Source organism: Pseudomonas sp. TE3899 (assembly GCF_056279105.1).
Window position 1 is genome coordinate 5,806,448 of sequence record NZ_JBWBQR010000001.1, and the last position, 23,574, is coordinate 5,830,021.

The window sequence follows — 23,574 nt, forward strand, 5'->3', positions numbered from 1 at the left end:
CCGGGATCAGAACTCCGGGGTCCAGGTCACACCAAACATCCACGCCCGACCTTCCTCGCGATACCCATACTGACTGCCGTCAAAACTGTACAACGCCCGGCTGTAACCCTTGTCGAGCAAGTTATCGACCTTCAATTCCAGCTTCACTTCCCGATTCAGCGCCCAACTGCTGCGCAACCCGAACAACGCATAGCCACCCAACGGCTGCTGATTGTTCTCATCGTCATAACTGCCGCTGACCGCCTGCCAACTGGCGCCGAGCCCCAACTGATTAAACTGTCGATCCAGATCCAGACTTAACGTGCGCCGCGCACGCCGGGCCAAGGTGTGACCGCTGTCGCGATCCCGTGGGTCGATGATCGCCACGCCGAGGTTGCTCTGCCAGCCGAACAGTTCCTGTTTCAGCGCGGCTTCGAAACCATTGATCCGCGCCGACGCCACGTTCTGCGGGCGGTTGTTGCTGCCGAAGATGATCGCGTCTTCCAGGTCAGTGCGGTATAGCGACGCTTCCAGGCGACTGGTGTCGGTCAACTGGCTGCGCCATTGCAGCTCATAGCTTTTCGAGGTTTCAGGCTTGAGGTCCGGGTTGCTGTAATCCGGGTAATACAAATCGTTGAAGGTCGGCGCGCGGAAGCCTTCGCTGTAGGTCAGCAGCACATCGTTGTCCGGGTTCAGCGGCAGGGTGAAGGTGCCGCTCCAACTGTTTTGCCCGCCAAACTGCTGATTCTGGTCGCGCCGCAGGCCCAGTTCCGTGGAGAAGCTGTCCGTCTGATAGCGATGCTGGATAAACGCGGCGCGGTTCCAGCGACTGTCTTCATCAAACGGCGTGCTGCTGTTGATCCGGTCTTCGTACCAGTCGCCGCCGACAATCAAACTGTTGCGCTCGTTGAGCGTCAGGTCGTTCTGCCAGTTCACCGAATCGCGGTAGGTGTTGAACACCGTGCGTTCATCGCTGAGCTTGTCGAGGGTCTTCTCGCGGTTTTCGCTGTGGCCGAATTCCAGGCGGGTTTTCCATACGTCGTTGATGCGCGCGTCGATGTAACTGCTGACGCTGCTGACATCGAACTCACTGTAAGGCTGCTGCTGGACCGATTCGAAGGTGTTCATGTCGAAGCGGCCGAACGGGTTGTCGAACGCGCTTTTACCGTGGTTATCCAGCACGTTCGCGCCGATTTCGATGTCATCTGTCAGCGCGTGGCTCAGGCTCAAACTCACCGATTTATTGCGGTATTCATCGTGATCGCCATCGCTGGGATACGACTCATGGGTGCGATTGATCCCGGCGGTTTCATCCAGGCTGGCGCCCAGATTGAAACGGGTTTTCTCGTCACCACCGGACAGCCCGAGGCTACGCTCCCACGTCTGATTACTGCCAAACCCCATATGCAGTCGCGGTTGCAGGCCTTGTTCGCCGCCACGACGGGTAAAGATCTGAATCACCCCGCCAATCGCATCGCTGCCATAAATCACCGAGCGGGAGCCGCGCAACACTTCCACGCGCTCGACCTGTTCGATGTTGATGTGTTGCAGATTGCTGTCGCCGGAGGTGGTGCTACCAATACGCTGGCCGTCCACCAGCACCAGGCTCTGGGCCGATTTGGTGCCGCGAATGTAGATCCCCGGCAAGCTGCCGCGCCCGCCGGTTTGCCCGACTTGCACGCCCGGCACCCGACGCAATAGATCCGTGACGCTGCTCGGTTGCAGGCGATCGATGTCTTCGCGGGTGAACACCGTGTTGGCCGCGCTGCTGTCGTTGCGCGCCTCGACCTGGCGGTTGGCGCTGATCAGCACGTCGGGGAGCTTGAGGGCTTGATCGCGTTCGAAGGTGTCGGCCAGGAGGTGGCCGGCTGGCAACAAGGTCAGCGTCAGGGCGAGGCGGGAGAAATTCATGATGTATTCGTAAAAATCGAAAAAAACGCGGTCCTTGTAGGCGCGAGGCTTGCTCGCGAAAGCGTCTTAACAGGCAACAATGATGTTGAATGTTATGGCCTCTTCGCGGGCAAGCCTCGCTCCTACAGGTCGGGGGTTACTTGGTGAGCAGTTGCAGGCGCTGACGCACCGACGCTTCGATCCCGGCTTCATCCAATCCGCACTCGGCCAGCATCTGCGCCGGTTTGGCGTGTTCGACGTAGCTGTCCGGCAAGCCCAGGTGCAGCATCGACTTGAGGATGTTTTCCCGGGCCAGGAACTCGCTGACCGCGCCACCGGCGCCGCCCATGATCGCGTTCTCTTCGATGGTCACCAGCAATTCATGGCTGTTGGCGACTTCACGAACCAGTGCTTCATCGAGGGGTTTGACGAAGCGCATATCGACCACGGTCGCGTCCAGCGTCTCGGCGACTTTCAGCGCTTCAGCCAGTTGCACACCAAACACCAGCAGGGCGACTTTGTTGCCCTGACGGCGAACCACGCCCTTGCCGATTTCAATCGGTTGCAGGTCTTTTTCGATCGTCGCGTTCGGGCCATTGCCGCGCGGGTAACGCACTGCCGCCGGGCCGTTGTACAGGTGGCCGGTGGTGAGCATTTTGCGCAGTTCGTTTTCGTCGCTCGGGGTCATCACCAGCATGCCGGGGATGCAGCGCAGGAACGACAGGTCGAAACTGCCGGCGTGGGTCGGGCCGTCTTCGCCCACCAGACCGGCGCGGTCGATGGCGAACAACACGTCGAGGTTTTGCACCGCCACATCATGCACAAGCTGGTCGTAGCCGCGTTGCAGGAAGGTCGAATAGATCGCCACCACCGGTTTCGCGCCTTCGCAGGCCATGCCGGCGGCGAACGTCACCGCGTGTTGCTCGGCAATCGCCACGTCGAAATAGCGCAGCGGGAAACGCTCGCTGAACGCCACCAGGTCCGAGCCTTCCTTCATCGCCGGGGTGATCCCGACCAGACGCGGGTCGGCCGCGGCCATGTCACACAGCCATTCGCCGAACACACCGGAATACTTCGGCCCGCCGGACTTCTTCGGCGCCGCGGCCGGAGCGTCCAGGGGATCGAGTTTGGTGATGGCGTGGTAACCGATCGGGTCGACTTCCGCCGGGGCGAAGCCTTTGCCTTTCTTGGTGACCACGTGCAGGAATTGCGGGCCTTTGAGATCGCGCATGTTGCGCAGGGTAGCGATCAGGGTCGGCAGGTCGTGGCCGTCGATCGGGCCGATGTAGTTCCAGCCCAGCTCTTCGAACAGCGTGCCTGGGACCAGCATGCCCTTAGCGTATTCTTCGGTACGCCGGGCGATTTCCCAGGCGCCGGGCAGGCGCGACAGGACCTTTTTGCTGCCTTCACGCATGCTGGCATAGGTGCGGCTGGAAAGGATTTTCGCCAGGTAGTTCGACAAACCACCGACGTTGCGCGAGATCGACATGTCGTTGTCGTTCAGGATCACCAGCATGTTGGCGTTCACTTCAGGCGCGTGGTTCAGCGCCTCGAAGGCCATGCCGGCAGTCAACGCGCCATCACCGATCACCGCAATCGCCTTGCGATCACTGTTCTGCAGGCGGGCGGCAATCGCCATGCCCAGCGCGGCACTGATCGAGGTGCTGGAGTGGCCGACGCCAAAGGTGTCGTACTCGCTCTCGGAGCGGCGCGGGAAGGCAGCGACGCCGTCCTTCTGGCGCAGGGTGCCCATGCGCTCGCGACGGCCGGTGAGGATTTTGTGCGGATAGGCCTGATGACCCACGTCCCACACCAGCCGGTCGTCCGGGGTGTCGAACACGTAATGCAACGCGATGGTCAGCTCGATGACGCCCAGGCCGGCACCGAAATGCCCACCGGTCTGACCGACCGTGTAGAGCAATTCCAGGCGCAATTCATCGGCCAGGGTTTCCAGCTCGGCTTCGCCTAACCGGCGCAGGCCGTCCGGCGTGTTAGCGCGGTCGAGCAGGGGCGTGGTCGGGCGCTTGCGGGGAATCTCATGAAACGTCGTGGGCATCAGGCGAATCGTTATAGGTATAGAAGAGGCGGCAGTTTACCCGATGCATCGGCCCCTGCCCACGCGTTACTCTTTTTTGGCGGATACGCTGTCAGCTACGTCGTTCGACGATATAGCGGGCCAGATCGCGTAAAGGCTCGGCGGCCGCGTCAAACGGTCGCAGCGCATGCAGGGCCTGATCGCGCAATTCCAGGGCATAAGCCTTGGCCGCGTCGAGACCGAGCAGGGCCGGGTAGGTCGGCTTGTCGCGCGCGATATCGGCGCCCTGGCGTTTGCCGAGGGTTTCGGTGTCACTTTCGACGTCGAGAATGTCGTCCTGCACCTGAAACGCGAGGCCGATGGCCTGTGCATAGGTCTGCAAGGACTTCAGTTCGTCTTTCTCGGCGCGACCACTGGCCAGGGCGCCGAGTTTGACGCTGACCTCGATCAGCGCGCCGGTCTTGTGCCGGTGCATGTATTCAAGGGCTTTCTGATCCAGCTTCAAGCCCACCGAGCCAAGGTCGATGGCCTGACCGCCGACCATACCCGCCGGGCCTGCGGCCAACGCCAGGGCGCTGACCATTTGCAAACGAATCTCTGCGTCCGAGGTGCTCAGGCGCGGGTCGAGCAGGGCGCTGAACGCCAGGCTTTGCAAGCCGTCACCGGCGAGGATCGCGCAGGCTTCATCGAATTTCTTGTGGGTGGTCGGTTGGCCGCGACGCAAATCGTCGTCGTCCATCGCCGGCAAATCGTCGTGTACCAGGGAGTAAGCGTGGATCAGCTCCACCGCACACGCTGCGCCGTTAGCCTGCTCAGCCTTGCCGCCCAGCGCTTCGCACGCGGCGTAGGCCAGCAGCGGACGCACGCGCTTGCCGCCATTCATCACGCTGTAGCGCATGGCGTCATAGAGGCGGGCGAGCTCGGGGCTTGGCGGGTTGAACAGGGTTTCCAGCGCTGCGTTAACGCGGGCCTGGCTGGTCGCCGAATACGCTGCAATCATTCTGGCTGATCCGCTTCAAAGGGTTCCTCGGCCAGCTCGCCATCACGCTCGAGCAGCACTTGAACCTTTTGCTCAGCCTGGGCCAGCGCTGCCTGGCAATCGCGGGTCAGACCGATGCCTTGCTCGAAAGCCGTCAGCGAGTCTTCCAGCGACAACTCGCCGTTCTCCAGTCGCTCTACCAGCGTTTGCAGGTCAGCGAGGGATTGTTCGAAATCCAGTGCAGCTTTTTTGCGGGCCATGGCGGCTATTTCCGGTTGACGTTAAACCGGCGCGACACTAGCAGACATGGGGGGTATGGGCAAATGAGCGGGGGTTTTGAAGCAACCTTTGTAGCCGCAGGCTGCTACGGATCGTTGTGGCATCAATCAACGCCAGGATGGTTAATTGCGTAGCGCGTACTGCGCCCGCCACCGGGAAGACGTTTAAGGCAGCCCTTTTCCAGCAGTTCAGTCAGATGACGAGTGGCAGTCGCCTTGGACACCTTCGCCACCGCCTGATACTGCGCCGCGCTGATCCCTTGCTCGAAACCGCGCTCCCCGCCATCCAGCAAGCGGTTCAGCACCTTGGCCTGCTCCGCCGTCAACGTTGATTCTCGATGCACCTGCCAGAACCGCGCCTTGCCCAGCACGGATTCAATCCGGGTCATGGCCTGCTGCAAGCTGCGCAGCAGGGTTTTCAGGAACCATTCCAGCCACTCGGTGATGTCTGTTGTTGCCTTCTGACTGGTTTCCAGTACTCGGTAGTAACCGGCGCGATCCTCAAGGATGCTCTCCGACATCGCATAAAAACGAATGGCCAGCGCCTCGCCCTGGGCCAATGCCAGATCGGTAATGGTACGCGTCAGGCGCCCGTTGCCGTCATCGAAGGGATGCAGGGTGACGAACCAGAAGTGCGCAATCCCGGCCCGCAGCAATGGATCGAGCTGTTCCTGGCTCCGACTGTCTTCAAACCAGGTGAGGAAAGTGTTCAATTGCTGCTCAAGGCCCAGGCGAGGTGGTGCCTCGAAGTGAACGGTCGGCCTGTCGAGTCGTCCTGAAACCACCTGCATCGGCTCATCACCGCGTAATGCACCGACCCGGACCGAATGGGCAGAGAAGTCCGCTTCCTGATCCGGAAACAGCCACGCATGCCATTCCAGCAATCGCTCCAACGTCAGGGGCTGCGCAAACTGCTGGGTGGCATCGAGCATCAACTGCGCCAGCCCTTCGCTGCGTTGGCTGACGTGGTCGCCATCGAGCTGTTCCAGCCCCAAGCGCCGCGCCAGGGATGAGCGAACCGAGCCGACATTCAGCGATTCGCCTTCAATAGCCGAGGACGTCACGATGTTCTGCAGCAGTGCGTCCAGTTCGCTCTGGGCGCTCAACGAACTGCCCACGGAACTGGCCATCCCCATCAACCGACCTTGCGCCTGCACGCACTCGCGCAATAGCGGCGCCAAGCGGTCGGCCTGCCAATTGAAGTTCGGCCAGTCGGGCTGTTGCCAGATCCAGTGCGACGCCATGAATTCGGGTACTCCAAGGTCAATGAGCCGAATAATAGTCTTATTCGGCTCATCCCGTGAGCCGAATAACCCCGCTATTCGGCTCACACCCAACAATCACCGTGATTTTCACCACAAATAAAGATGTATCTGATTGTTAAAAAATCGCTACATCGCTAACCTTCGTGCCTTCTACGACCCGATAGTCATGGGTCATTTTGACGAAACGCAGTTTTTGCAGCTGTAACGCGCCGAGGACCGGGCGCAGGGTTTCGTTGTGCATGGCAGGAGGCGTCACATGCGTTGCTTTCTTTCACTGCTGATCATGCTGGTCTGGGCCTGCGCGGCCCGGGCGGAGCCGACGGCCGAGTTGTCGGAGCCGGTAGGCGGCTGGCGTTACAACGGCTTGCTCGACCGCAGTGAAAACCCGCAAGTCGCCTATCCCACGCCGCCCATCGACCGGGGCGTGCAACGCAATCGCACGATGATCGAAGGCCAGCTCAAGGCCATCGGCACCCAGCGCGGGCCGCACACGCTGGCGGTCAACGGCAATCCACTGAACCTGTACACCGACGACGAAGGGCGTTTCGCCCGGCCGTATGCCTTTGGCGCCGGCTCCAACAGCGTCGAAGTGCGCAGCGCCGAAGGCAAATCCCTCAAGCGCGTTCAATTCTATGAAGCCAACAACCTGCGCACCCCGGCGCGGATTCGCGTGGTGCTGGGTTGGGACGACCCGAAAGCCGAACTCGACTTGCACATCATTACCCCGGACGGCCAGCACGCGTTCTTCGCCCATACGGCGTTGACCAACGGCGGCGGCCTGGACCCGGACGGCGTCGATGGTCCCGGCCCGGAAATGTTCACCATGACCGCGCCGATGCACGGCACCTATCTGGTTTACGTGAACTATTGGGGCAACTTCGGCAGCGAAGGCTATAACTTCGATGAGACCAGCAACCAGAACGAGGTCATCACCTCGCAGATCAACCTGGTGCTCAACGAAAACACCGTCGACGAAAAACGCGAGACCTTCATCGTGCCCCTGCGGGCCATCGGTGACCTGTTGCTGGTCAAGACTTTCAACTATTAAGCATCCCGCTCCACGGATGAACTGCTGAGCTTTGGGAACATGAGCGTGAACATGAGCGATAACACGATTTCACCAGCGGCTTCTCCGGCCGCCGAAACCCCTGCCGCCAAAGCTCCACGGCGTTGGCCTGCCGTGCTGATCGGGCTGTGCCTGGTGGCTGGCGTGGCGGGCGGGTTGGGCTGGTTCATGCACAAACCCAAAGAGCCGCTGGCGGTGTTGGCCAGTGACAAACTGGGCATGGGCCGCCCGGACGGTCTGCTGGAAACCCATTCCTTGAGCCAATTGCCCAAGGACTTGCTGGCCGTGCCGTTCCTCAAGGAAACCCTGACCGAAGATTTCGTCTTCTATTACGAAGCCCACGCCGATCGCCTCGGCTTGATCGGCAGCCTGCGGCGGATCATTTACGAACATGACCTGAAATTGCAGGACAGCCTGATCGAGCAACTCTTCGATCAACCGGCAGACGTGGCGCTGTGGCGTGGGGCGGACGGTCGCCTCAAAGATTTCCTGTTGGTGATGGATCGCGGTGGCCTGGCCAAGCTGCTGGAGCCGCTGGCCAAAGTCGCGCTGGATGACACCCAACTGACCCAGGTTGGCACCGTGAAAGTCGGCGCCGATGACGTGGCGCTTTATCAACTGACCTACAACGCCACCAAGTCGCTGCTGTTCGCCTCCCATGGCGACAAACTGGTGGTGCTGTCGAACCCGGCCAAGCTGTACGAAGGCGGCCATGGTCCGGTCGATGAACCGGGCATGGTTTCGACTCAGTCGCTGGAAGCCCTGCTCGGCGGCCAAAAACTGTTCCCCGAAGCCTTCGGCCTGCAACCCCGCGCGCCGGAAGTGAAGCAACGCCTGTCGGTCAACGCCAGCGTATTGGCCATGGGTTATCAGCGCTTCATCCCGAACTTCGCCGGCTTGCGTTTCGACATGGACGACAAGGGCTGGCACAGCTTCCTCGCCATGGACGAACTGGATAACCAACCGGACTTCGATTTCAAACCGATCTGGCAAGCCATGCCGATGGGCGCCAGCGCCTGTGTCGCCTTGCCGCTGGCCGCTGAGCAGCAGAAACCCTTGCTGGTCAAACTCGGCGCCGAAGAAAAAGTCGCCCAGGCCCTGACCGAACACATGGCCGGTGCCGCAGGCCTGTGCTGGTACGCCGATTCGCGGCTGTACACGCCGCTGCTGGTGGCCAGCCTGAATGACAGCGACAGCGCCAAACTCGACGGCGACCTGGGCAACCTGTTTGGCTCGATGGTCGGCGCCTATGAAGGCAACGTCGAAGAACATGCCTTCCCGGTGGTCGAGAAAAAGGAAGGCGAAAGCCATCAGTGGCAGCGTCAGGTCAGCTCCAACTTCGGCCCTTATAAAGCCAAGGATGCCGAGAACCCGGACACGATCACCGGCAAGGCCTTCATGAAGGTCAGCCTGGCCCGCCACGGTTCGACGCTGCTGTTTTCCCTCGACGACAAGCTGGTGGATAAAGCCCTCGGCACCCTCGACAAACGCTTCCCGCCGATGGCCGACGTGGTGCCGAAAGACCTGCTGATGCCGGTCTACTTCGGCCCGGATTCCATGGCGCAACTGATGCAACAGGAAACCCTCGACAGCCTGCCCCAGGATATGGAACCGGTGTTCTACAACGCCGCGCAAACCTACCTGATCCCGAAACTGCGCAAGCTCGGCGGTTACGGCAAATATGCGCTGACTCTGCCAAAAGGCAGCGAGCCCGACGGCCACTGGCAATGGTTGCCGCTGGAGTGGAAAGCCCTGTGACAGCCCTTATCCGAGGCCTCGGCCTGCTGGCGATGTTGCTCGGCAGTCGGGTGTTCGCCACCGAAGCCGCGCCGTTGGATGCGCAGCAATCCCAGGTGTTCCGCGCCTGGTTCGTGCGCATCGCCCAGGAACAACTGACCCAAGGCCCGAGCCCGCGCTGGTTCCAGCAGGATTGCGCGGGCCTGGTGCGTTTCGCCGCCAACGAAGCGCTGAAAGTCCATGACGACAAATGGCTGCGCAGCAACGGCCTGTCCAACCGCTACCTGCCGCCGGAACTGCAACTGAGCGAGGCCCAGCGAGGTCTCGCCCAGCAATGGCAGCAGGGCGGCGGCAAGGTCGGGCCGTACGTCAACGCGATCAAATTGATTCAGTTCAACAGCCATCTGGTCAGCCGCGACGTGTCCCAAGCCCGGCCCGGCGACCTGATGTTTTTCGATCAGGGCGACGACCAGCACCTGATGATCTGGATGGGCCGCTACATCGCCTATCACACCGGCACCACCACCCCCACTGACAACGGCATGCGATCCGCGAGCCTGCAGCAACTCATGACATGGAAGGACACCCGATGGATACCCGACGCAGCCAACCCCAACTTCATCGGCGTCTATCGACTGAACTTTCTCTCCCAATGATCGGTGCCCGCATGCTGCGTATCTGCTCAAAAATTCCTTTGCTGTTGGCCTTGTTGGTTCCTATTGCCACGGTCAGTGCCGAAGACACCGTCGAGCCGAGCGGCTATACGCCGGTGGCCGGTGAAAGCTTTTTCCTGCTGGCCGACAGCAGTTTCGCTGCCGACGAGCAGGCGATGGTGCGCCTCGAAGCGCCGGGTCGCGACTATCGCCGGTTCCGCATGGAGCCTTACGGCGGCGCCGACATTCGCGTGTACCGCATCGACAAGCCGCTGGATTTCCTCAAGCGCCAGAAGAACCTGCACCGCGTGGTCAGCGACGGTCAGTTCAAGGGCGAAGGCCTGTCGAACACCCTCGCGTACCTGTGGGACAACTGGTATCGCAAATCCCGGCGCGTGATGCAGCGGGCGTTTTCCTACGAGTCGCGCAAACAAGTCACCGAGGAAGTGCCAGAGCTGAAGATGGGCACCGCGATTGCCGCGCCAACGCCTTACGACGCTCAGCCGCAATTCGCGCTGATTCCGGGCCTGCCCGTTGTCAGCCAATTCCGTTATCCGCTGTGGGAAGCCAAACCGATCCAGCCGCCTGCGGGCGTGAACCTGGCCGGTTCGTCCAGTGAATTCGTCAGCGTGGCACCGGGCAATGTGTACATCCCGTTGGGTCACCTGAAACCGGGCCTGTACCTGGTGGAAGCGCTGATCGGCAAGTACCGCGCAACCACCATGGTCTTCGTCTCCAACACCGTGGCGGTGAGCAAGATTGCCGGTGATGAATTGCTGGTGTGGGCCGCGCGCAAACACGAAGGCAGTTCGGTGCCGAAAGTGAATGTGCTGTGGACCGATGGCCTGGGTGTGATGAGCAGCGGTGCGACCGATGCTGATGGTTTACTGCGCCTGAAACACGTCAGCCCTGAGCGTTCGTTCGTGATCGGCGAAGACGAAGAGGGCGGGGTGTTTGTCTCCGAGAACTTCTATTACGACAGCGAAATTTACGACACCAAACTCTATGCCTTCACCGACCGGCCGCTGTATCGGCCGGGGGATTGGGTGTCGCTGAAAATCGTCGGTCGCGAGTTCAAGAACGCCCGGGATTCCGTGGCGCCGACCGCTGCCGACGTCAACGTGACTGTGCTCGATGCCACGGGCACAGCGCTGCAATCATTGGCGCTGAAACTGGATTCCAAGTCCGGCACCCAGGGCCGTTTCCAGTTGCCGGACAACGCGGTGGCGGGCGGTTATGAGCTGCGTTTCAGCTACAAGGATCAGGCCTACAGCAGCGCCTTCCGCGTCGCCGAATACATCAAGCCGCACTTCGAAATTTCGTTGAACCTGGCCAAGCAGGACTACCGCACCGGCGAACCGGTGAAAGGCAGCCTGGTGCTGTTGTACCCGGACGGCAAACCGGTGGCCGACGCCAAATTGACCCTGAGCCTGCGCGCCCAGCAACTGTCGATGGTCGATAACGAACTGCAATACCTCGGGCAATTCCCGATTGAGCTGACCAGCACCGAACTGACCACCGACGCCAAGGGCAACGCGACCCTCGACCTGCCAGCGGCCGACAAGCCGAGCCGCTACATGCTCACCGTGTTCGCCAGCGATGGCGCGGCGTATCGGGTCAAGACCACCAAGGAAATCCTGATCGACCGTGGCGCTGCGAGCTTCAGCCTGCGTGCACCGCAACGCTTCAGCGCGGTGGGTGACAAGGTTGCCTTCAGTTACGTGAACGAAGGCGGCAGCGAACAAACTAAAGCCGTCACCCCGAGCAGCTACAGCTGGGTACGCCTGGAAGACCAGACCACCGGCGACGGCAAGCTCACCGCGAAAGACAAAGGCTTCAGCGTGGCGTTCGCGCGGCCGGGCACCTACAACCTGACGTTGAAGGATGACCATGGCCGCGTGGTCGGCGCCACCGGGCATTCGGTCACCGGCGAGGGCGTCAAAGCCGTGCCGGGCACCGTGGAAATCGTCCTCGACAAACCCGAGTACAAGGCTGGCGACGAAGCCATGGCGTTGATCACCTTCCCGGAGCCGGTCAGCGATGCGCTGCTGTCCCTGGAACGGGACAAGGTCGAGGCCACGGCGCTGCTGTCCAAGGGCGCTGACTGGCTGAAGATGGAAAAACTCAGCGACACCCAATACCGCGCACGGATTGCGGTGAAGGATAACTTCGCACCGAACCTGACCTTCTCCGTGCTCTACACCAAGGGCGGTCAGTACAGCTTCCAAAACGCCGGCATCAAGGTGATTACGCCGCAAATCGACGTGGCCATTGCCACCGATAAAGCGTCGTATCAGCCGGGGGATACCGTGTCGGTAGACCTGACGACGCAGTTCGCCGGCAAGCCGATTCCGGCGCACCTGACGGTCAGCGTCGTGGATGAAATGATCTACGCGCTGCAACCGGAAGTCGCGCCGACCATCGACCAGTTCTTCTACCACCCGCGCCGCAACAACGTGCGCACCAGCGCCAGCCTGTCGTTCATCAGCTATGACGTGGCGTTGCCGGGCAGCCCCGGCGCGCCGGGCAAAGCCAACCGCAGCGAACGTGGCGTGAAGGTGCTGGAGCGGCCCCGTCGTGAAGACGTCGACACCGCCGCGTGGCAGCCGGAATTGATCACCGACGCCAACGGTAAGACCCGCTTCACCTTCAAGATGCCGGACTCCCTGACCCGTTGGCGCATCACCGCCCGGGCCATCGCCGATGACGGCCAGGTCGGGCAGAAGAAGCAATTCGTGCGCTCGGAAAAACCGCTGTACCTGAAGTGGAGCGGCCCGACCAAGTTCCGCAATGGCGACAAGCCGGCCCTCGGCGTGTTCGCCTTCAGCCAGGCCGAGAAACCGGTCAAGGCTGAACTGGTGATCCATTACGGCGGCGCCGAGCAGCGTATGCCGGTGACTCTGAACAGCGGCATCAACTACATCGCGCTGCCAGCGTTTGCCCTGGCGAGCGGCGACTGGACCGCCGAGCTGGTGCAGGACGGCAAGACCGCCGACGCCCTGGCCGTGCGCCTGACCGCGACTGGCGAAGGCTGGCAGGTCACGCAAAGCCAAGTGGTGGACGCGCTCAGCGGCGATACCGCGCTGACCTTGCCGGCCGACGCGACGGACATTCGCCTGCGTCTGGATGACAGCCCGCAAGCGCTGTTCCGTTCGGCCCTCGATGATCTGCTGAGCTATCCGTACGGCGGCGTCGAGCAGACGGCCAGCCGTTTGCTGCCGCTGAGCATTGCCTATCCTTCGCTGTCGTCGAACCCGCAGGTGCGTGATCGCCTGCGCCTGATCATGCAAAACAGCCGTCTGCGCCTGGTGCAAATGGCCGGGCCGTCGGCGAGCTTCACTTGGTGGGGCCAGGACGGCGAGCCGGACGCGTTCCTCACCGCTTACGCCTATTACGCCGACTGGTACGCCAGCAAAGCCCTGGAACTGAGCCTGCCGCCGGAGCATTGGCAGCGGGTGTTGGAGGTGTATTCGAAGCAGGCGAAGAACACGCCGCTGCTGCAACGGGCGCTGATCCTGTCGTTCGCCAAGCAGATGCAATTGCCGGTGAACACCTTGCTCAGCGGTTTGATGGATGACCTGGCGAAGGCCGGCGACGGCAATGCCGCGAACCTGATGGACGATGGCGAAGACAGCCTGGTCATGAGCGATCCGGATTCGGCGCTGGGCCTGGCGGCGGCGCGTGCGCTGACCGCTTCCCTGGCCAAGCAATCCAAGGTCACGCTGCCCGATGCGTTCAATCGGCAAGTGCCGGACGCGCAACAGCGTCTGGCCGTGAGTTCGCAGCCGTTTGCCGAAGCCTTGAACCTGTCGCTGCAAGCTTTCGATCAGGCTCACGCGCAACAGTTGTTGCAACGCCTGCTGCCACAGCAATCGACCCTCGAACGCGCCCTGGCGCTGAGCTGGTTGCAACACAGCATCGAGCAGGCGTCGCCGACCATCGCCCTGGCACCGGGTGAAGGCTGGAAGAAAAACTACGGCAGTACCGGCGAGATGTACTGGACTTGGCAGGGCGCTACGCCAGTGCCGGCAGCCTTGTCGTTGACCGGAACTCAGGAACGTCCGCTGCGTGCTGCGTTGAGCTATCAGACCCAGCAACCGGCCATCGACCCGATGGCCGTGACCATCACCCGTCGCCTGTCGCGTCTGGTGCCGGGTGACGAAGCGTTCGAATTCAAACTCGAAGCGGTGGGCACCAAGCCGTTGTCCAGCGACAGCCTGTACCTGGACGAAGTGATCATCACCAGCAAAGCTGCCAAGCCGCTGCGCTACGGGATGATCGAAGTGCCGCTGCCACCGGGCGCCGATGTCGAGCGCACCACGTGGGGCATCAAGTTGCTGGGCAAGGCTGGCACCGAACCGACCGCGCTGGAGAAGGCGCGCTTCGAACCGGGTCAACTGGCTTACGCGATTCCGGTGGACGCCTTGAGCGGCGAATTGCGTGTGCGGCATCTGGTGCGCTTCTCGCAGAAAGGCCAGTTCAATCTGCCGCCGGTGCGTTTCACCCAGGTCTATGCGCCACAGCATCAGGCCCAGGAACAGAAACCGGCGCTCGGCCAGGTCACGGTCAACTGACATGACCCGGCCTCTGGTCTGGTGGCTGCTGTGTTTGCTCCCTGCGCTGGCGACCGCGCAGGACGAACCGTTGCGGCTGGGCTTCAAGGGCGAATTGCTGTCGCTGAGCCGGACCCAGGTGATGGCCCGCGAGCCGTTGCCTTCCGATCTGCAGACGCCGTTAGGGAGTTTGTGGAAGCTGTTTGTCTACGGCTGGCTGGTGGACACCGGTGCGCGGGAACCTGCGTATGAGTGTCGCGGGCAATCCAAGGAAGAAGTGTATTGCTGCACCGCGGGCGGCAAGATTGGCCGCGATCAAGCGTTGGTGAAGTCGTGCGGCTTGTACTTCGAGCCGGCGCGATTGGGGATTAATGGCGCTGATTGGCGCAGCTATTGGCAGGCACGCCAGGCGCCGCAATGGTTGCTGAACCTGCCGTCATTGCAGCCGGCTACGCGGGTTTCCGTGGCGGAGTTGCTGAAAGTGCTGGCGGTGATGCCCGCTCAGGATCAGGCCCGACGCGTGTTGCTGGACGTGGTGTTGAACGCCGCTGACGGCAACGCCGTGGGCGAACTCGGCGGCCGGTTGCGGGTGAAAACCTGGAGCTGGTTGGGGGATCAGGACCCTTCGTCGCGTCAGGGCGGATTCGCCGGATGGACGGTGGATGGCACGCCGATCTGGGCCGGTGGACGCGGGACCAGTCAAATGGTGCTGCGCCATTACGGTCAGGCGCTGGCGTCAGTGTTGCCGACGGGTTGGCCGGCGGATGCGGGACGTTGTGTCGAAGTCGGGCTGTTTTCACGGTATCCGATCGGCCGCGTCCTGGCGGGGGATCGGGTTATTCAGTCGGGCCCTTTGCAGGGCGACTACCGCGTCGAATTTGCCAACGGCAATCAACTGGACATCCACAGCGACGGCGAATTGTTTTTACTCAACGACAAGCTGGTTGCGCGCCTGGACCGCGAAGAATACGTCGCCCGCGTGCTGCAACGGGAAGCCAAATCCGAACCTGCCGAAGCCGCGAAAGCACTGGCCATCGCAATCAGAACCTACCTGCTGCAAAACGCCACGCGCAACGGTGACTGCCTGAGCATCGACGACAGCAGCAGCCGCCAACGGGTCGCCCCACGCCCGGCGACGGCCGGATCCCGCGACATTGCCGCGTGGACCAACGACCTGGTCCTGGCCGGCAGCACCGTCACCTATCACTCCGACCAACCCGGCCCGGACAAACTGTCCTGGCAACAAGCCGTTGAACAAGCCAACGCCGGCCAACGCTACGACGCGATCCTGCTGCACGCCTACCCGCGCGCCAGCCTCAGCCGCTGGGACAACCCCGTCGCCTCCTGCGAAGCGTTACCCGCCGCGCAAGACTGGCTACAAAAACAACGTCGCGGCTGGCGCCAACAACTCGAAAACGAAGTCGGCTACAACGAAGTCAACACCTTCGCCGTCTGCCGCCTGGCCTTCGGCCGCCCCTACGTCGACCGCGAACGCCAGCGCATTTATGTGCGCGGCGTGCTGTCGCTGCAGGACCGCCTCGACCTGACCCACGAATACCTGCACCTGGCCTTTGAAGCACATCCCAATGGCCAGGATGAAACCTACATCGAAGGGCTCGCCCGCCACCTCTTGCTGGAATAGGCCATGAAACTCCGTTATCCACAGGTCTTCCTGTTCCTCTGTTCGTTTTGCGTATTGCCGACGACCTTCGCCGCCGATGCCGCGGTCAAACTCGACACCCCCATCGGCGGCTGGCGTACCGGCGCCCTCGAGGGCGAAGGCGAAAACTTTCGCCAGAGCGTCAACTACCCGGCCTCGTCGGTGAATACACCGCCAGGCCAGGCCAACACCGCGCGCATTACCGGGCAGATCAACGCCACGCCCAAGTCGAAAGAACCGGGACGCTTGATCGTCAACGGTATCAGCATGCCGCTGAAAATCGACCCGGCAGGCCGTTTTGATCGCCCGTATTCATTCCCCAATGGCAGCAACAGCGTTGAAGTCCGCAGCCCCGATGGCCAGCAACGGCATCGCACCCAGTTCCTGAATGTCAGCGGCGGGGCGACGCCGGCCAAGTTGCGGGTGCTGCTGTCGTGGGACAGCGACAACACCGATCTGGACCTGCACCTGATTACCCCGGACGGCGCCCACATCTGGTACGGCGACCGGGTGGCACCCAATGGCGCGGCGCTCGACGTGGACGTGACCACGGGCTACGGCCCGGAAATCTTCGCGATGCCGGCGCCGATCAAGGGGCAGTACCTGGTGTATGTGAATTACTTCGGCGGCGGCTATCGCAATGACGAAGAAGGGCAGGAGGATGCGGTTCAGGCGTTGACCACGGCGCAAGTGACGGTGATTACGGAGGAAGGCACGCCCAACGAGAAGATGGAGACGTTCCTGGTGCCGATGCGGGCGGTGGGAGAGTTGACGCTGGTCAAGGGGTTCAGTTATCCGTGAGGGGGTAGCCAGAGGACTGTGAACCCCAAAGTCGACGCCGCCAGTTGAGCAATCCCGCAGGATGTCGAATCAGGCGGTCGGCAATTTAGCGGCCGCAAGACTGACATCGCGCAAGACCCCGATGTAGCCGTTATAGAGGTTGCCGGTGGGCACCAACTGCCGGGCCACCAGTTGCTGATGCACGCTACGCAAATGGTAGAAGGGCACGCGCACAAACAGGTGGTGCTCGATGTGGTAGTGAATGGCATGCGGGCCGAACACGAAGGTCTGCCAGTTGCTCCGGACAATGCTCCGCGCATTCTGGCTCTGGTCATCGCAGGCGGGCAGGCCGGCGTGTTCCATGATGGCGCGGATGCGGCCCATGAACGGCAGCAGGGTGATCGCCGGCAGCAACCACAAGGCCGGGTAGAGCCAGGCGTGCCCGGACCACGCCAACACGCCGAGCAGCAGGCCGTTGCTGGCAAGCATTGAAAACACTTCCCACGTCACCCGGCCGGGTGATTTGTCGACCTTGGGCATGATGTCCCGATAGTCGCCCCGGGCAAACTGGCCGGCGCTGATGAAGTAGCCCACCCCACAGAGGTCCGCCAACAGCTTGGCGGCGAGCTTGCCCCTGGGCAGCGGAAAGTCACCGAGACCAAACACTGCGACCACCGGATCGTCATGCCGCATCGGCGCGAGGTGATGTTTCAAATGCCCGGCGCGGTAGGTGTGCAGCGACAGGAACAACGGCCCGGCGGCAAACAATTGCCCGATAACATCATTCAGGCCCTGGTGGCGCACGACCACGCCGTGGGCGCTTTCATGCATGATCACCGCCAGCGCCAATTGGCTGCGGGCAATGATGATCGCCGCCAGCAGGTAAGTGACCGGGTGCGGCCACAGCGCCGCCGCCGCCAATGACGCGGCGATCAAGCCCCAGTCCGCCAGCAGCGCCAACAGGGTCAGCCACGGTTTCAACGCAAAGAATTCTGCGGGCAGCGTGTAAGCATTCAGGGCCGGATTGTCGCCGGCACGGGAACTGGGTCTGGACACGTGCGTCACCTCCTTGTGTGTGGCGGCGTGAGTGAGCGGATTCATAAGCTGAGCAAGCGACTGACCCACGCGTCGATCCGCGCCTGGGCGCACGCGTTGCCGGCTGCCCCGTCGGAATCCGGCGCTTGAGCCTCGGTCAATTGCGCGGCAGCTTGTGCCACCTGACGGCGAAAATCAGCGGCGTCACCGCGCCAGGTCACCACTCGGTGCTCCAACTGCAGCTGTGCCGCGCGGGCGGCATTGGTCGCCTGCTCGGGCTGATCGGTAAGGACCAGAATGATCGGCCGCCGATAGACCCGCGCGATCGACAGCGCAGCCATGCCCGGTGCCGACACGATCACCTGTGCCTGCGCCGCACGGCTGGCCCAGTCCGGGTCAACCCCGAGCCAGCCGCCAACCCCGGCGTAGCCTTCGCCCACCTGATGGGCGCTCAGGCCCGCATCGGCGATGCCCGCGCTCAAGGCTTCGGCCAGGAGGATATCGCTGAAATGCGGGTTCAGATAAATCGCCGCGCCCACCGCTTTTTGCGTCGTTTGCGTGTCAGCCAGGGCGACGGGCGTCGGCAATCGAAACACTGCCGGTGCCTGGGTGTCGTCGACCTCATAGGCGAAGTCATGCTCGATACACGAGCGCGCCGCGTCGATCTGCAGGCCGACGATCCAGCCGAATAGCCGCCCGAAAAAACGCGGCCACATCCCCTCGAAATTGTTGATCAGCGCGACCTTCAGGCTCGCGCCGTACACATGCACGACCTTGCGCCGCCACCCGGGCACCGCACCCATGAACAGCAGCGCCGGGTGGAAGGAATCATTGATCACCAGGTCGGCGCTGCGCAGTTTGCGGTGCAAGCGCAGGATGTCGCGAAGCATCCGGCCCGGCCGGAAAACATAGTGCGCCACGTTGCTGTTGGTCGCCTTGCGCAGCATGTTCTGCCCGCTGTCGAACTGCACCGCGTAGTGCCGCGACAGGATCTCGGCCTGGATACCGAAGCTTTCCAGAAAGCGCTGCCCTTGATCCGAAGTGGTCAGCACTTCGACCTGCGCGCCCGCCTTGTGCAGCGCGTGCACCAGCAGTTGGGCGCGCATCAAATGACCCCGTGCATCGGCGGTGGCGAGGTAGAGAATGCGCGAAGTCATCGGTGACCACCGCGCGTCCCGCCATAGACCCAACCGGCCACGTACATCGCCAGTGCGCCGGTCACGCCGAAGCCGGATTCGATCGTGCGGATCTCGGCCAGCAACGTGCTCAGGTGGCCGGTTTCCTGGGGGGCGACGATGCGCCGCAAGGTGTGTTCGCACAGCCGGACGTGGGCTTTTTCGTCGGCCAGCACCCGGGACAACAACGGGTAGAACCCATGCTCGGGGCCAATCACAGCGCAGTGGCGACTGAGGACGCGCTCGGCCATCTGCTCGGCGCACAGGCCTGTTGCGTAAGCGGGTACCAACAAACCGTGCTCGAAATGTTTTGCATAGCGATGTGCCAAGCGCTGCCAGCGCTGGATCTTGCGGCGGCTGAGCCAGTCCGGGGCCAGGCGCGTCTCGCCGTCATCCCCCACCGCGCGCAAGGCTTCGCTGAACAGCGTTACATGCCGGCGTTCATCGGCCAGGTGTTGCTCGACCTGACGCTCAAGCCAGTCGGGCGACTGCGGCAACAACTCTTCCAGCAAGGCGCGTTCTGTTGCGTCTTCCCCGGCAAGGTACATGCGCAGCAGCAACCTTTCGCCGCGTTGGCTGCGGTGCAAACGTGCCAGTGCAGCACGCTTGATCCGGTCCACCCAACGCGCCTGCACCGCGCCCAGGCCTTGTGCCTTGGGTGTGCCCAAACAGGTAAATCCGTCTTCGGCGCTGGTTTGTTCCATCACCCTCATTGCGCCGACTGCTGTGCGGTAGCCGCGGTGGTTTGCGCTTCCGGCTTGCGGTGCCAGGCCAGGATCAAGCCGATAAAGCTGTCCTGCATAAAGGCGTAGCCCGAAGTGGCGGCAGCGGGGAAGGCTTCTTCACGGTCGTTGTAACGCAGATAACCGGTGCCGTTGCGCGCCCCGAATTCCAGCGTGTCCTGTTTATTGAAGCCACGCTCGCGCACGTCTTTCAGAAGCGGGCTGTCTTCGAGACCGAAAATAAACAGCTGGCGCTGCACCACCCACACCGGAATGTGGCTGCTCAACGCCTGCAACTTGAGGCTCCAGCTGCCATTGGTGAGCAATTGATTCAGATCGGTAGTGGTCGGTTCTTCCGAGGTAAAACCGGCCCGCATCAGCGACTTCGAGACCTTGCCGACGCCGAGGGAAATCGTGATGTCGTTGGCGGAAGGATGCTTCTCATCGCTTGGGCGCACGACGACAAAGTAGTTGGCCACCCGCGCAGCGAGTGATGGGTGCGCGAGCAGATTGCGCGCCTGTTCGGCGGTGAACAGCACGCGCTCAGTGCTGCCTTCGCGGACGCTGATCCGGTACGGGGGCATCACGATGTCATCGAATTTACCGCGCACCGGCGAGTGCACGTAGGTGTCGGGCTTCCAGGTCTTGCCTGATCGACGCAGCAGCACATGCAGGCTCAACGGCACACGCTGACCGTCAGCCGCGATACCGCTGCCATGCAGCAACACGTCGCCAATCACGGCTTTGCTGTCATGGGCGGCATCGGCAGATATCACGATGGTATGAGCGTCAGCGTCGAGGCTGGCGTGGGCATCTGGCACATCCAGCGCGATGCGGTTGCACTGCGCGTTGTTGCCCGTCGTGCCGCCCATGAGGTCGGGCGGGCAGCCTTCGGTGGAGGCGAAGTGAAACACGCCACGGCCGGTAAACTCGGCGGGCGCGGCGTTGGCCTGGATGCTCAGTGACAGCAGGACCAGGCTCGTCAGGTAGGAACAGCGTGAAACGAAGGAGTCAGTTTTCATCATTACTTCCTGTAATCGGGTTACGTGCAAAAAACTGCGGCGTTGCCCGGAATCAATCCAAAGGTCGGTGATAGGACAGTGCTTCAGAGTGGCGAGCTTTCCCGCGACCGGCAGAGATGCCCAGCCCCCGAACGACTGCGCCTGCGGTATCGAGCAACGACATGCCAATCACCATCGATATCCCGGCGAGGCGTCGCACACCGTGCAGCGGCGGCAAATCCTGATGGTTCAAGGCGCGCAGGCTGTAACCGAGACGGCCCGCCATCACGCAAAAAGGGCCCACGGGCCCGCTGCGGCCGAGCCATTGCAGCCAGGCTGGCATATAGGCGCGCACCAGGTACGGCGTGAGGCCGACGCTGTCGCCGCCCCTGAGCCAACGCAGTTTCACCACTTCGCCACGGGTGTCCGGCAATTTGTGTTCGGTGTGCGCGCGCGGGGCGTACAGCACCGCCACCCCGGCAGCTTGCAGGCGCAGGCCCATGACCTGGCAATGCGCGCGGTACACGCCATCGAGCGGTTCATAGCGATGCTGTTCGAAGGTGTCACAGCGAAACGCGACGTTATTCGCGTAGAAATTGCGCGTGGCGCCTTCGCGCAACGGGCTGGGGAAATACATGAAGTCGATCGCGGTCAGGGCGCTTCCGGTCGGGCTCGCGTCGTAACTGGTGCGCCCGGCGACCGCCAGCGGTGCCGTCGCCCCGGGCTGGGCGAACGGCGAGAGCAACTGCTCAAGCCAATCGAGGCAGGGACTGCAATCGGCATCGGCAAAGACTACGTATTGGCAGCGGTTCTGATCGACAGTGTCGAAACCGACATTTTTCGCATCGTAGTAGCCGGTGCGGGCATCAATTTCGATGAAGTCGATCGGCCGCCCGGCCAGTTCTGAAAGCTCGTTGCACGCCTGGGCATCCAGACCGTCATGGGTGATGACCCACTGCGCAAAAGTCTGCGGTGCCAGTGTTTGTTGGCCCAGGGCGCTGATCAGCCGTTTCAGGCTCGCCAACGCTTCCTGTGAGTCATGGCCGCCGCGCAGATTATTGGTTTCGACGACTAATGCCGTGTTGGCTGCGACGACATCCAGTCCACTCGTTACTTCCTTGTTTCCATGCGCCATTGGCATCCCGAGTTGCTTCGTAATAAGTGTGTTAGCCCAAGCGTTTTCGCCCGAAGCGAATGAACTCAGCCTTTTTGCTTCGCCCCCGACCAGAGCAGGGCCGGCAGCGCCCGGGAGTCCATGAGGCGATCATCGGCGCTGACCAGTTCCGGCAGGGCATGCCATGGCAGGTTGGCGTTGCGATGATGATGCAGATGCAGGTTGATGTGATACGGCCAGATGAAAAACCGGCCGATACAGCCCACGCGCCATGCGTACGTCCATTCCGGCCAGCCGGGGGTTACACCCGGTCCACCGCTGTGTTCGGCAATGCTGCGGATCTTCTGCAACAAAGTGCCCAGCGTGGCCAGTGGCACAAACCATAGCAGGGCCAGCAGCAACAGTGTTTGTGCAGAACATTGCCAGACCAGCACTGACAACAGCGCCAGCCAGATAATGCCCGCCGCCATAACTGGCCGGGTCATCTTCAGTGACGCGCCGCCGGCGTTTTTATAAGCGCGCAGGTTACGCAGCATATTGATGATCAACAAATCGCCCAGTAATTGCCGGAGCAGCAACTTCCCGCTCAAGGGCCTGAACTGCCAGGGTTGCCGATGATAAAGAAAGCGCCGCTCCGGGTCCCGTGCGGCGCCCGTGTGCTGATGATGCTCGAGGTGCAGCGGCCGATAGAATTCAATGGGCACCGTGCCCGGAACGCCGATGGCCAGGTTGATCAGAAAGTCGTTGAGACGGCGATGGCGCGTCAGGTGGTAGTGCGTGGCGTCGTGGTACAGGATGAACAGCGCATGTTGGCGCGCGGCAATGATGACGAAGGCCAGGCCGTACACGCGCCAGTCCGCGACATAGATCGCGATGCGCAGCGTCACGATGATGCACAGCCATTCCAGCAGGATCGCGCCCAGGGTGCGCAAATCCACCTTCAGGCGAAGCAGCAGGACGGTGATCAGGCCTGCGACGGCGCCAACGGCGATGCCATACACCGCGTCGAGAAAGACATGTTGTCCGGTGGTCAGCACGGTTATCACCAGCACCAGGCTCCACAGCGCAAACAGCCAGGCCTGGCGAACGCGCAGGTAACTCAGGACCACGCTGATCGCCACCGGCAGCGCGACATGGCCACTGGGCGAGGCGGCCAGCGGTGAGTCGATCTGGTAGAACCACGTAAGCAACTGTGACGAAGTGTCCGGGCGCATCACCAGGGTGGGCCAGAACAGGTGGCTCACCAGGCAGGTCCCGGAGGCCAGGGCGGCGGCAAAAAAGGCCGGCAGCAGCCACTCGCAACGCCGGCCCATCAACACCAGGGTCGGCATGATCAACAGATAACTCAAATACAGCGCCAGCGTGAAAGGCAACTTCTTGATGTGCGCGTCAATCATGCCCGGCTGAATAACCCGCACCGGCCCCATCGGAAAGTGCGTGACCAGAAAATATAAAAGACCGGTCACCACGGTGTAGACCACGAGCCAACTAAAGGGGCGGGTCACGCGGGACGTATTAAAACCAAGACCGGTAGCGGTGTGGGGCATGAATTAAGGGCACCTGGATATATCAGGACACGTAGTCATTAAATTTGTCATTGGAAGACCTGTTTGACCCACGGAAGTCTACGTTGCATTGACCGATTGATCCCG

The 23,574-nt window shown here is 62.1% G+C and carries 17 protein-coding genes; 6 read left to right on the forward strand and 11 right to left on the reverse strand.

What is annotated here, in order from left to right:
- Positions 1-6 precede the first annotated feature (6 nt).
- The 5 genes from ACZ89E_RS26405 to ACZ89E_RS26425 form a co-directional block, all read right to left on the reverse strand.
- Positions 7-1,890 (reverse strand): TonB-dependent receptor domain-containing protein, encoded by a 1,884-nt coding sequence (locus tag ACZ89E_RS26405; protein WP_476256711.1) that lies wholly within the window; start codon positions 1,888-1,890, stop codon positions 7-9.
- A 136-nt stretch (positions 1,891-2,026) separates the two neighbouring features.
- Positions 2,027-3,925: a 1-deoxy-D-xylulose-5-phosphate synthase gene (gene dxs, locus ACZ89E_RS26410; RefSeq protein WP_149660936.1), complete on the reverse strand. Its 1,899-nt coding sequence runs from the start codon at positions 3,923-3,925 to the stop codon at positions 2,027-2,029.
- A gap of 91 nt (positions 3,926-4,016) precedes the next feature.
- Entirely contained in the window at positions 4,017-4,904 is an 888-nt protein-coding gene (gene ispA / locus ACZ89E_RS26415) for a (2E,6E)-farnesyl diphosphate synthase (protein WP_476256712.1), read from the reverse strand.
- Positions 4,901-5,143 carry an exodeoxyribonuclease VII small subunit gene (locus ACZ89E_RS26420; RefSeq protein ID WP_056743654.1) on the reverse strand — a complete coding sequence of 81 codons (243 nt, stop codon included), beginning with the start codon at positions 5,141-5,143 and terminating at the stop codon, positions 4,901-4,903. Before ACZ89E_RS26420 ends, ispA begins: the two co-directional genes overlap by 4 nt.
- A gap of 122 nt (positions 5,144-5,265) precedes the next feature.
- The gene (locus ACZ89E_RS26425; RefSeq protein ID WP_476256713.1) at positions 5,266-6,405 is read right to left on the reverse strand and encodes a Fic family protein; all 1,140 of its coding nucleotides are present in this window, start codon (positions 6,403-6,405) and stop codon (positions 5,266-5,268) included.
- A gap of 277 nt (positions 6,406-6,682) precedes the next feature.
- Here ACZ89E_RS26425 and ACZ89E_RS26430 point away from each other — a divergent pair, with 277 nt between their 5' ends.
- Genes ACZ89E_RS26430 through ACZ89E_RS26455 form a run of 6 tightly spaced genes read left to right on the forward strand, consistent with a single transcriptional unit; the run spans position 6,683 to position 16,896 of the window.
- The gene (locus ACZ89E_RS26430; protein ID WP_463258590.1) at positions 6,683-7,474 is read left to right on the forward strand and encodes a YfaP family protein; all 792 of its coding nucleotides are present in this window, start codon (positions 6,683-6,685) and stop codon (positions 7,472-7,474) included.
- Between the two features lie 51 nt (positions 7,475-7,525).
- Positions 7,526-9,250 carry a DUF2138 domain-containing protein gene (locus ACZ89E_RS26435; protein WP_476256714.1) on the forward strand — a complete coding sequence of 575 codons (1,725 nt, stop codon included), beginning with the start codon at positions 7,526-7,528 and terminating at the stop codon, positions 9,248-9,250.
- Positions 9,220-9,885 (forward strand): DUF1175 domain-containing protein, encoded by a 666-nt coding sequence (locus ACZ89E_RS26440; protein WP_372242362.1) that lies wholly within the window; start codon positions 9,220-9,222, stop codon positions 9,883-9,885. Before ACZ89E_RS26435 ends, ACZ89E_RS26440 begins: the two co-directional genes overlap by 31 nt.
- The gene (locus ACZ89E_RS26445; protein WP_476256715.1) at positions 9,882-14,456 is read left to right on the forward strand and encodes an alpha-2-macroglobulin family protein; all 4,575 of its coding nucleotides are present in this window, start codon (positions 9,882-9,884) and stop codon (positions 14,454-14,456) included. Before ACZ89E_RS26440 ends, ACZ89E_RS26445 begins: the two co-directional genes overlap by 4 nt.
- Position 14,457: 1 nt before the next feature.
- The gene (locus ACZ89E_RS26450; protein WP_476256716.1) at positions 14,458-16,077 is read left to right on the forward strand and encodes a DUF2300 domain-containing protein; all 1,620 of its coding nucleotides are present in this window, start codon (positions 14,458-14,460) and stop codon (positions 16,075-16,077) included.
- A 3-nt stretch (positions 16,078-16,080) separates the two neighbouring features.
- Positions 16,081-16,896, forward strand: coding sequence for a YfaP family protein (locus ACZ89E_RS26455; protein WP_149660928.1), 816 nt, complete (start codon positions 16,081-16,083; stop codon positions 16,894-16,896).
- A gap of 69 nt (positions 16,897-16,965) precedes the next feature.
- Here the strand turns inward: ACZ89E_RS26455 and ACZ89E_RS26460 are convergent, their stop codons facing one another.
- The 6 genes from ACZ89E_RS26460 to ACZ89E_RS26485 all read right to left on the reverse strand — a co-directional run bounded on the left by ACZ89E_RS26460 (position 16,966) and on the right by ACZ89E_RS26485 (position 23,469).
- Positions 16,966-17,931 (reverse strand): fatty acid desaturase family protein, encoded by a 966-nt coding sequence (locus ACZ89E_RS26460; protein ID WP_476256717.1) that lies wholly within the window; start codon positions 17,929-17,931, stop codon positions 16,966-16,968.
- Between the two features lie 41 nt (positions 17,932-17,972).
- Positions 17,973-19,067: a glycosyltransferase family protein gene (locus ACZ89E_RS26465; RefSeq protein WP_476256718.1), complete on the reverse strand. Its 1,095-nt coding sequence runs from the start codon at positions 19,065-19,067 to the stop codon at positions 17,973-17,975.
- Entirely contained in the window at positions 19,064-19,789 is a 726-nt protein-coding gene (locus tag ACZ89E_RS26470; RefSeq protein WP_476256719.1) for a hypothetical protein, read from the reverse strand. Before ACZ89E_RS26470 ends, ACZ89E_RS26465 begins: the two co-directional genes overlap by 4 nt.
- Before the next feature lie 5 nt (positions 19,790-19,794).
- Entirely contained in the window at positions 19,795-20,829 is a 1,035-nt protein-coding gene (locus ACZ89E_RS26475; RefSeq protein ID WP_476256720.1) for a hypothetical protein, read from the reverse strand.
- Positions 20,830-20,881: 52 nt separating this feature from the next.
- Positions 20,882-21,943: a glycosyltransferase family 2 protein gene (locus ACZ89E_RS26480; protein ID WP_476256721.1), complete on the reverse strand. Its 1,062-nt coding sequence runs from the start codon at positions 21,941-21,943 to the stop codon at positions 20,882-20,884.
- A 65-nt stretch (positions 21,944-22,008) separates the two neighbouring features.
- Positions 22,009-23,469 carry a fatty acid desaturase gene (locus tag ACZ89E_RS26485; protein WP_476256722.1) on the reverse strand — a complete coding sequence of 487 codons (1,461 nt, stop codon included), beginning with the start codon at positions 23,467-23,469 and terminating at the stop codon, positions 22,009-22,011.
- Between the last annotated feature and the right edge of the window lie 105 nt (positions 23,470-23,574).

Coding starts and splice junctions, on each gene's coding strand:
- ispA (WP_476256712.1), bottom strand. CDS start 4,904: ATGATTGCAGCGTATTCGGCGACCAGCCAGGCCCGCGTTAACGCAGCG.
- ACZ89E_RS26475 (WP_476256720.1), bottom strand. CDS start 20,829: ATGAAAACTGACTCCTTCGTTTCACGCTGTTCCTACCTGACGAGCCTG.
- ACZ89E_RS26445 (WP_476256715.1), top strand. CDS start 9,882: ATGATCGGTGCCCGCATGCTGCGTATCTGCTCAAAAATTCCTTTGCTG.
- ACZ89E_RS26465 (WP_476256718.1), bottom strand. CDS start 19,067: ATGACTTCGCGCATTCTCTACCTCGCCACCGCCGATGCACGGGGTCAT.
- ACZ89E_RS26425 (WP_476256713.1), bottom strand. CDS start 6,405: ATGGCGTCGCACTGGATCTGGCAACAGCCCGACTGGCCGAACTTCAAT.
- ACZ89E_RS26470 (WP_476256719.1), bottom strand. CDS start 19,789: ATGGAACAAACCAGCGCCGAAGACGGATTTACCTGTTTGGGCACACCC.
- ACZ89E_RS26455 (WP_149660928.1), top strand. CDS start 16,081: ATGAAACTCCGTTATCCACAGGTCTTCCTGTTCCTCTGTTCGTTTTGC.
- ACZ89E_RS26450 (WP_476256716.1), top strand. CDS start 14,458: ATGACCCGGCCTCTGGTCTGGTGGCTGCTGTGTTTGCTCCCTGCGCTG.
- ACZ89E_RS26405 (WP_476256711.1), bottom strand. CDS start 1,890: ATGAATTTCTCCCGCCTCGCCCTGACGCTGACCTTGTTGCCAGCCGGC.
- ACZ89E_RS26420 (WP_056743654.1), bottom strand. CDS start 5,143: ATGGCCCGCAAAAAAGCTGCACTGGATTTCGAACAATCCCTCGCTGAC.
- ACZ89E_RS26485 (WP_476256722.1), bottom strand. CDS start 23,469: ATGCCCCACACCGCTACCGGTCTTGGTTTTAATACGTCCCGCGTGACC.
- ACZ89E_RS26430 (WP_463258590.1), top strand. CDS start 6,683: ATGCGTTGCTTTCTTTCACTGCTGATCATGCTGGTCTGGGCCTGCGCG.
- ACZ89E_RS26435 (WP_476256714.1), top strand. CDS start 7,526: ATGAGCGATAACACGATTTCACCAGCGGCTTCTCCGGCCGCCGAAACC.
- ACZ89E_RS26480 (WP_476256721.1), bottom strand. CDS start 21,943: ATGGCGCATGGAAACAAGGAAGTAACGAGTGGACTGGATGTCGTCGCA.
- ACZ89E_RS26440 (WP_372242362.1), top strand. CDS start 9,220: ATGGTTGCCGCTGGAGTGGAAAGCCCTGTGACAGCCCTTATCCGAGGC.
- dxs (WP_149660936.1), bottom strand. CDS start 3,925: ATGCCCACGACGTTTCATGAGATTCCCCGCAAGCGCCCGACCACGCCC.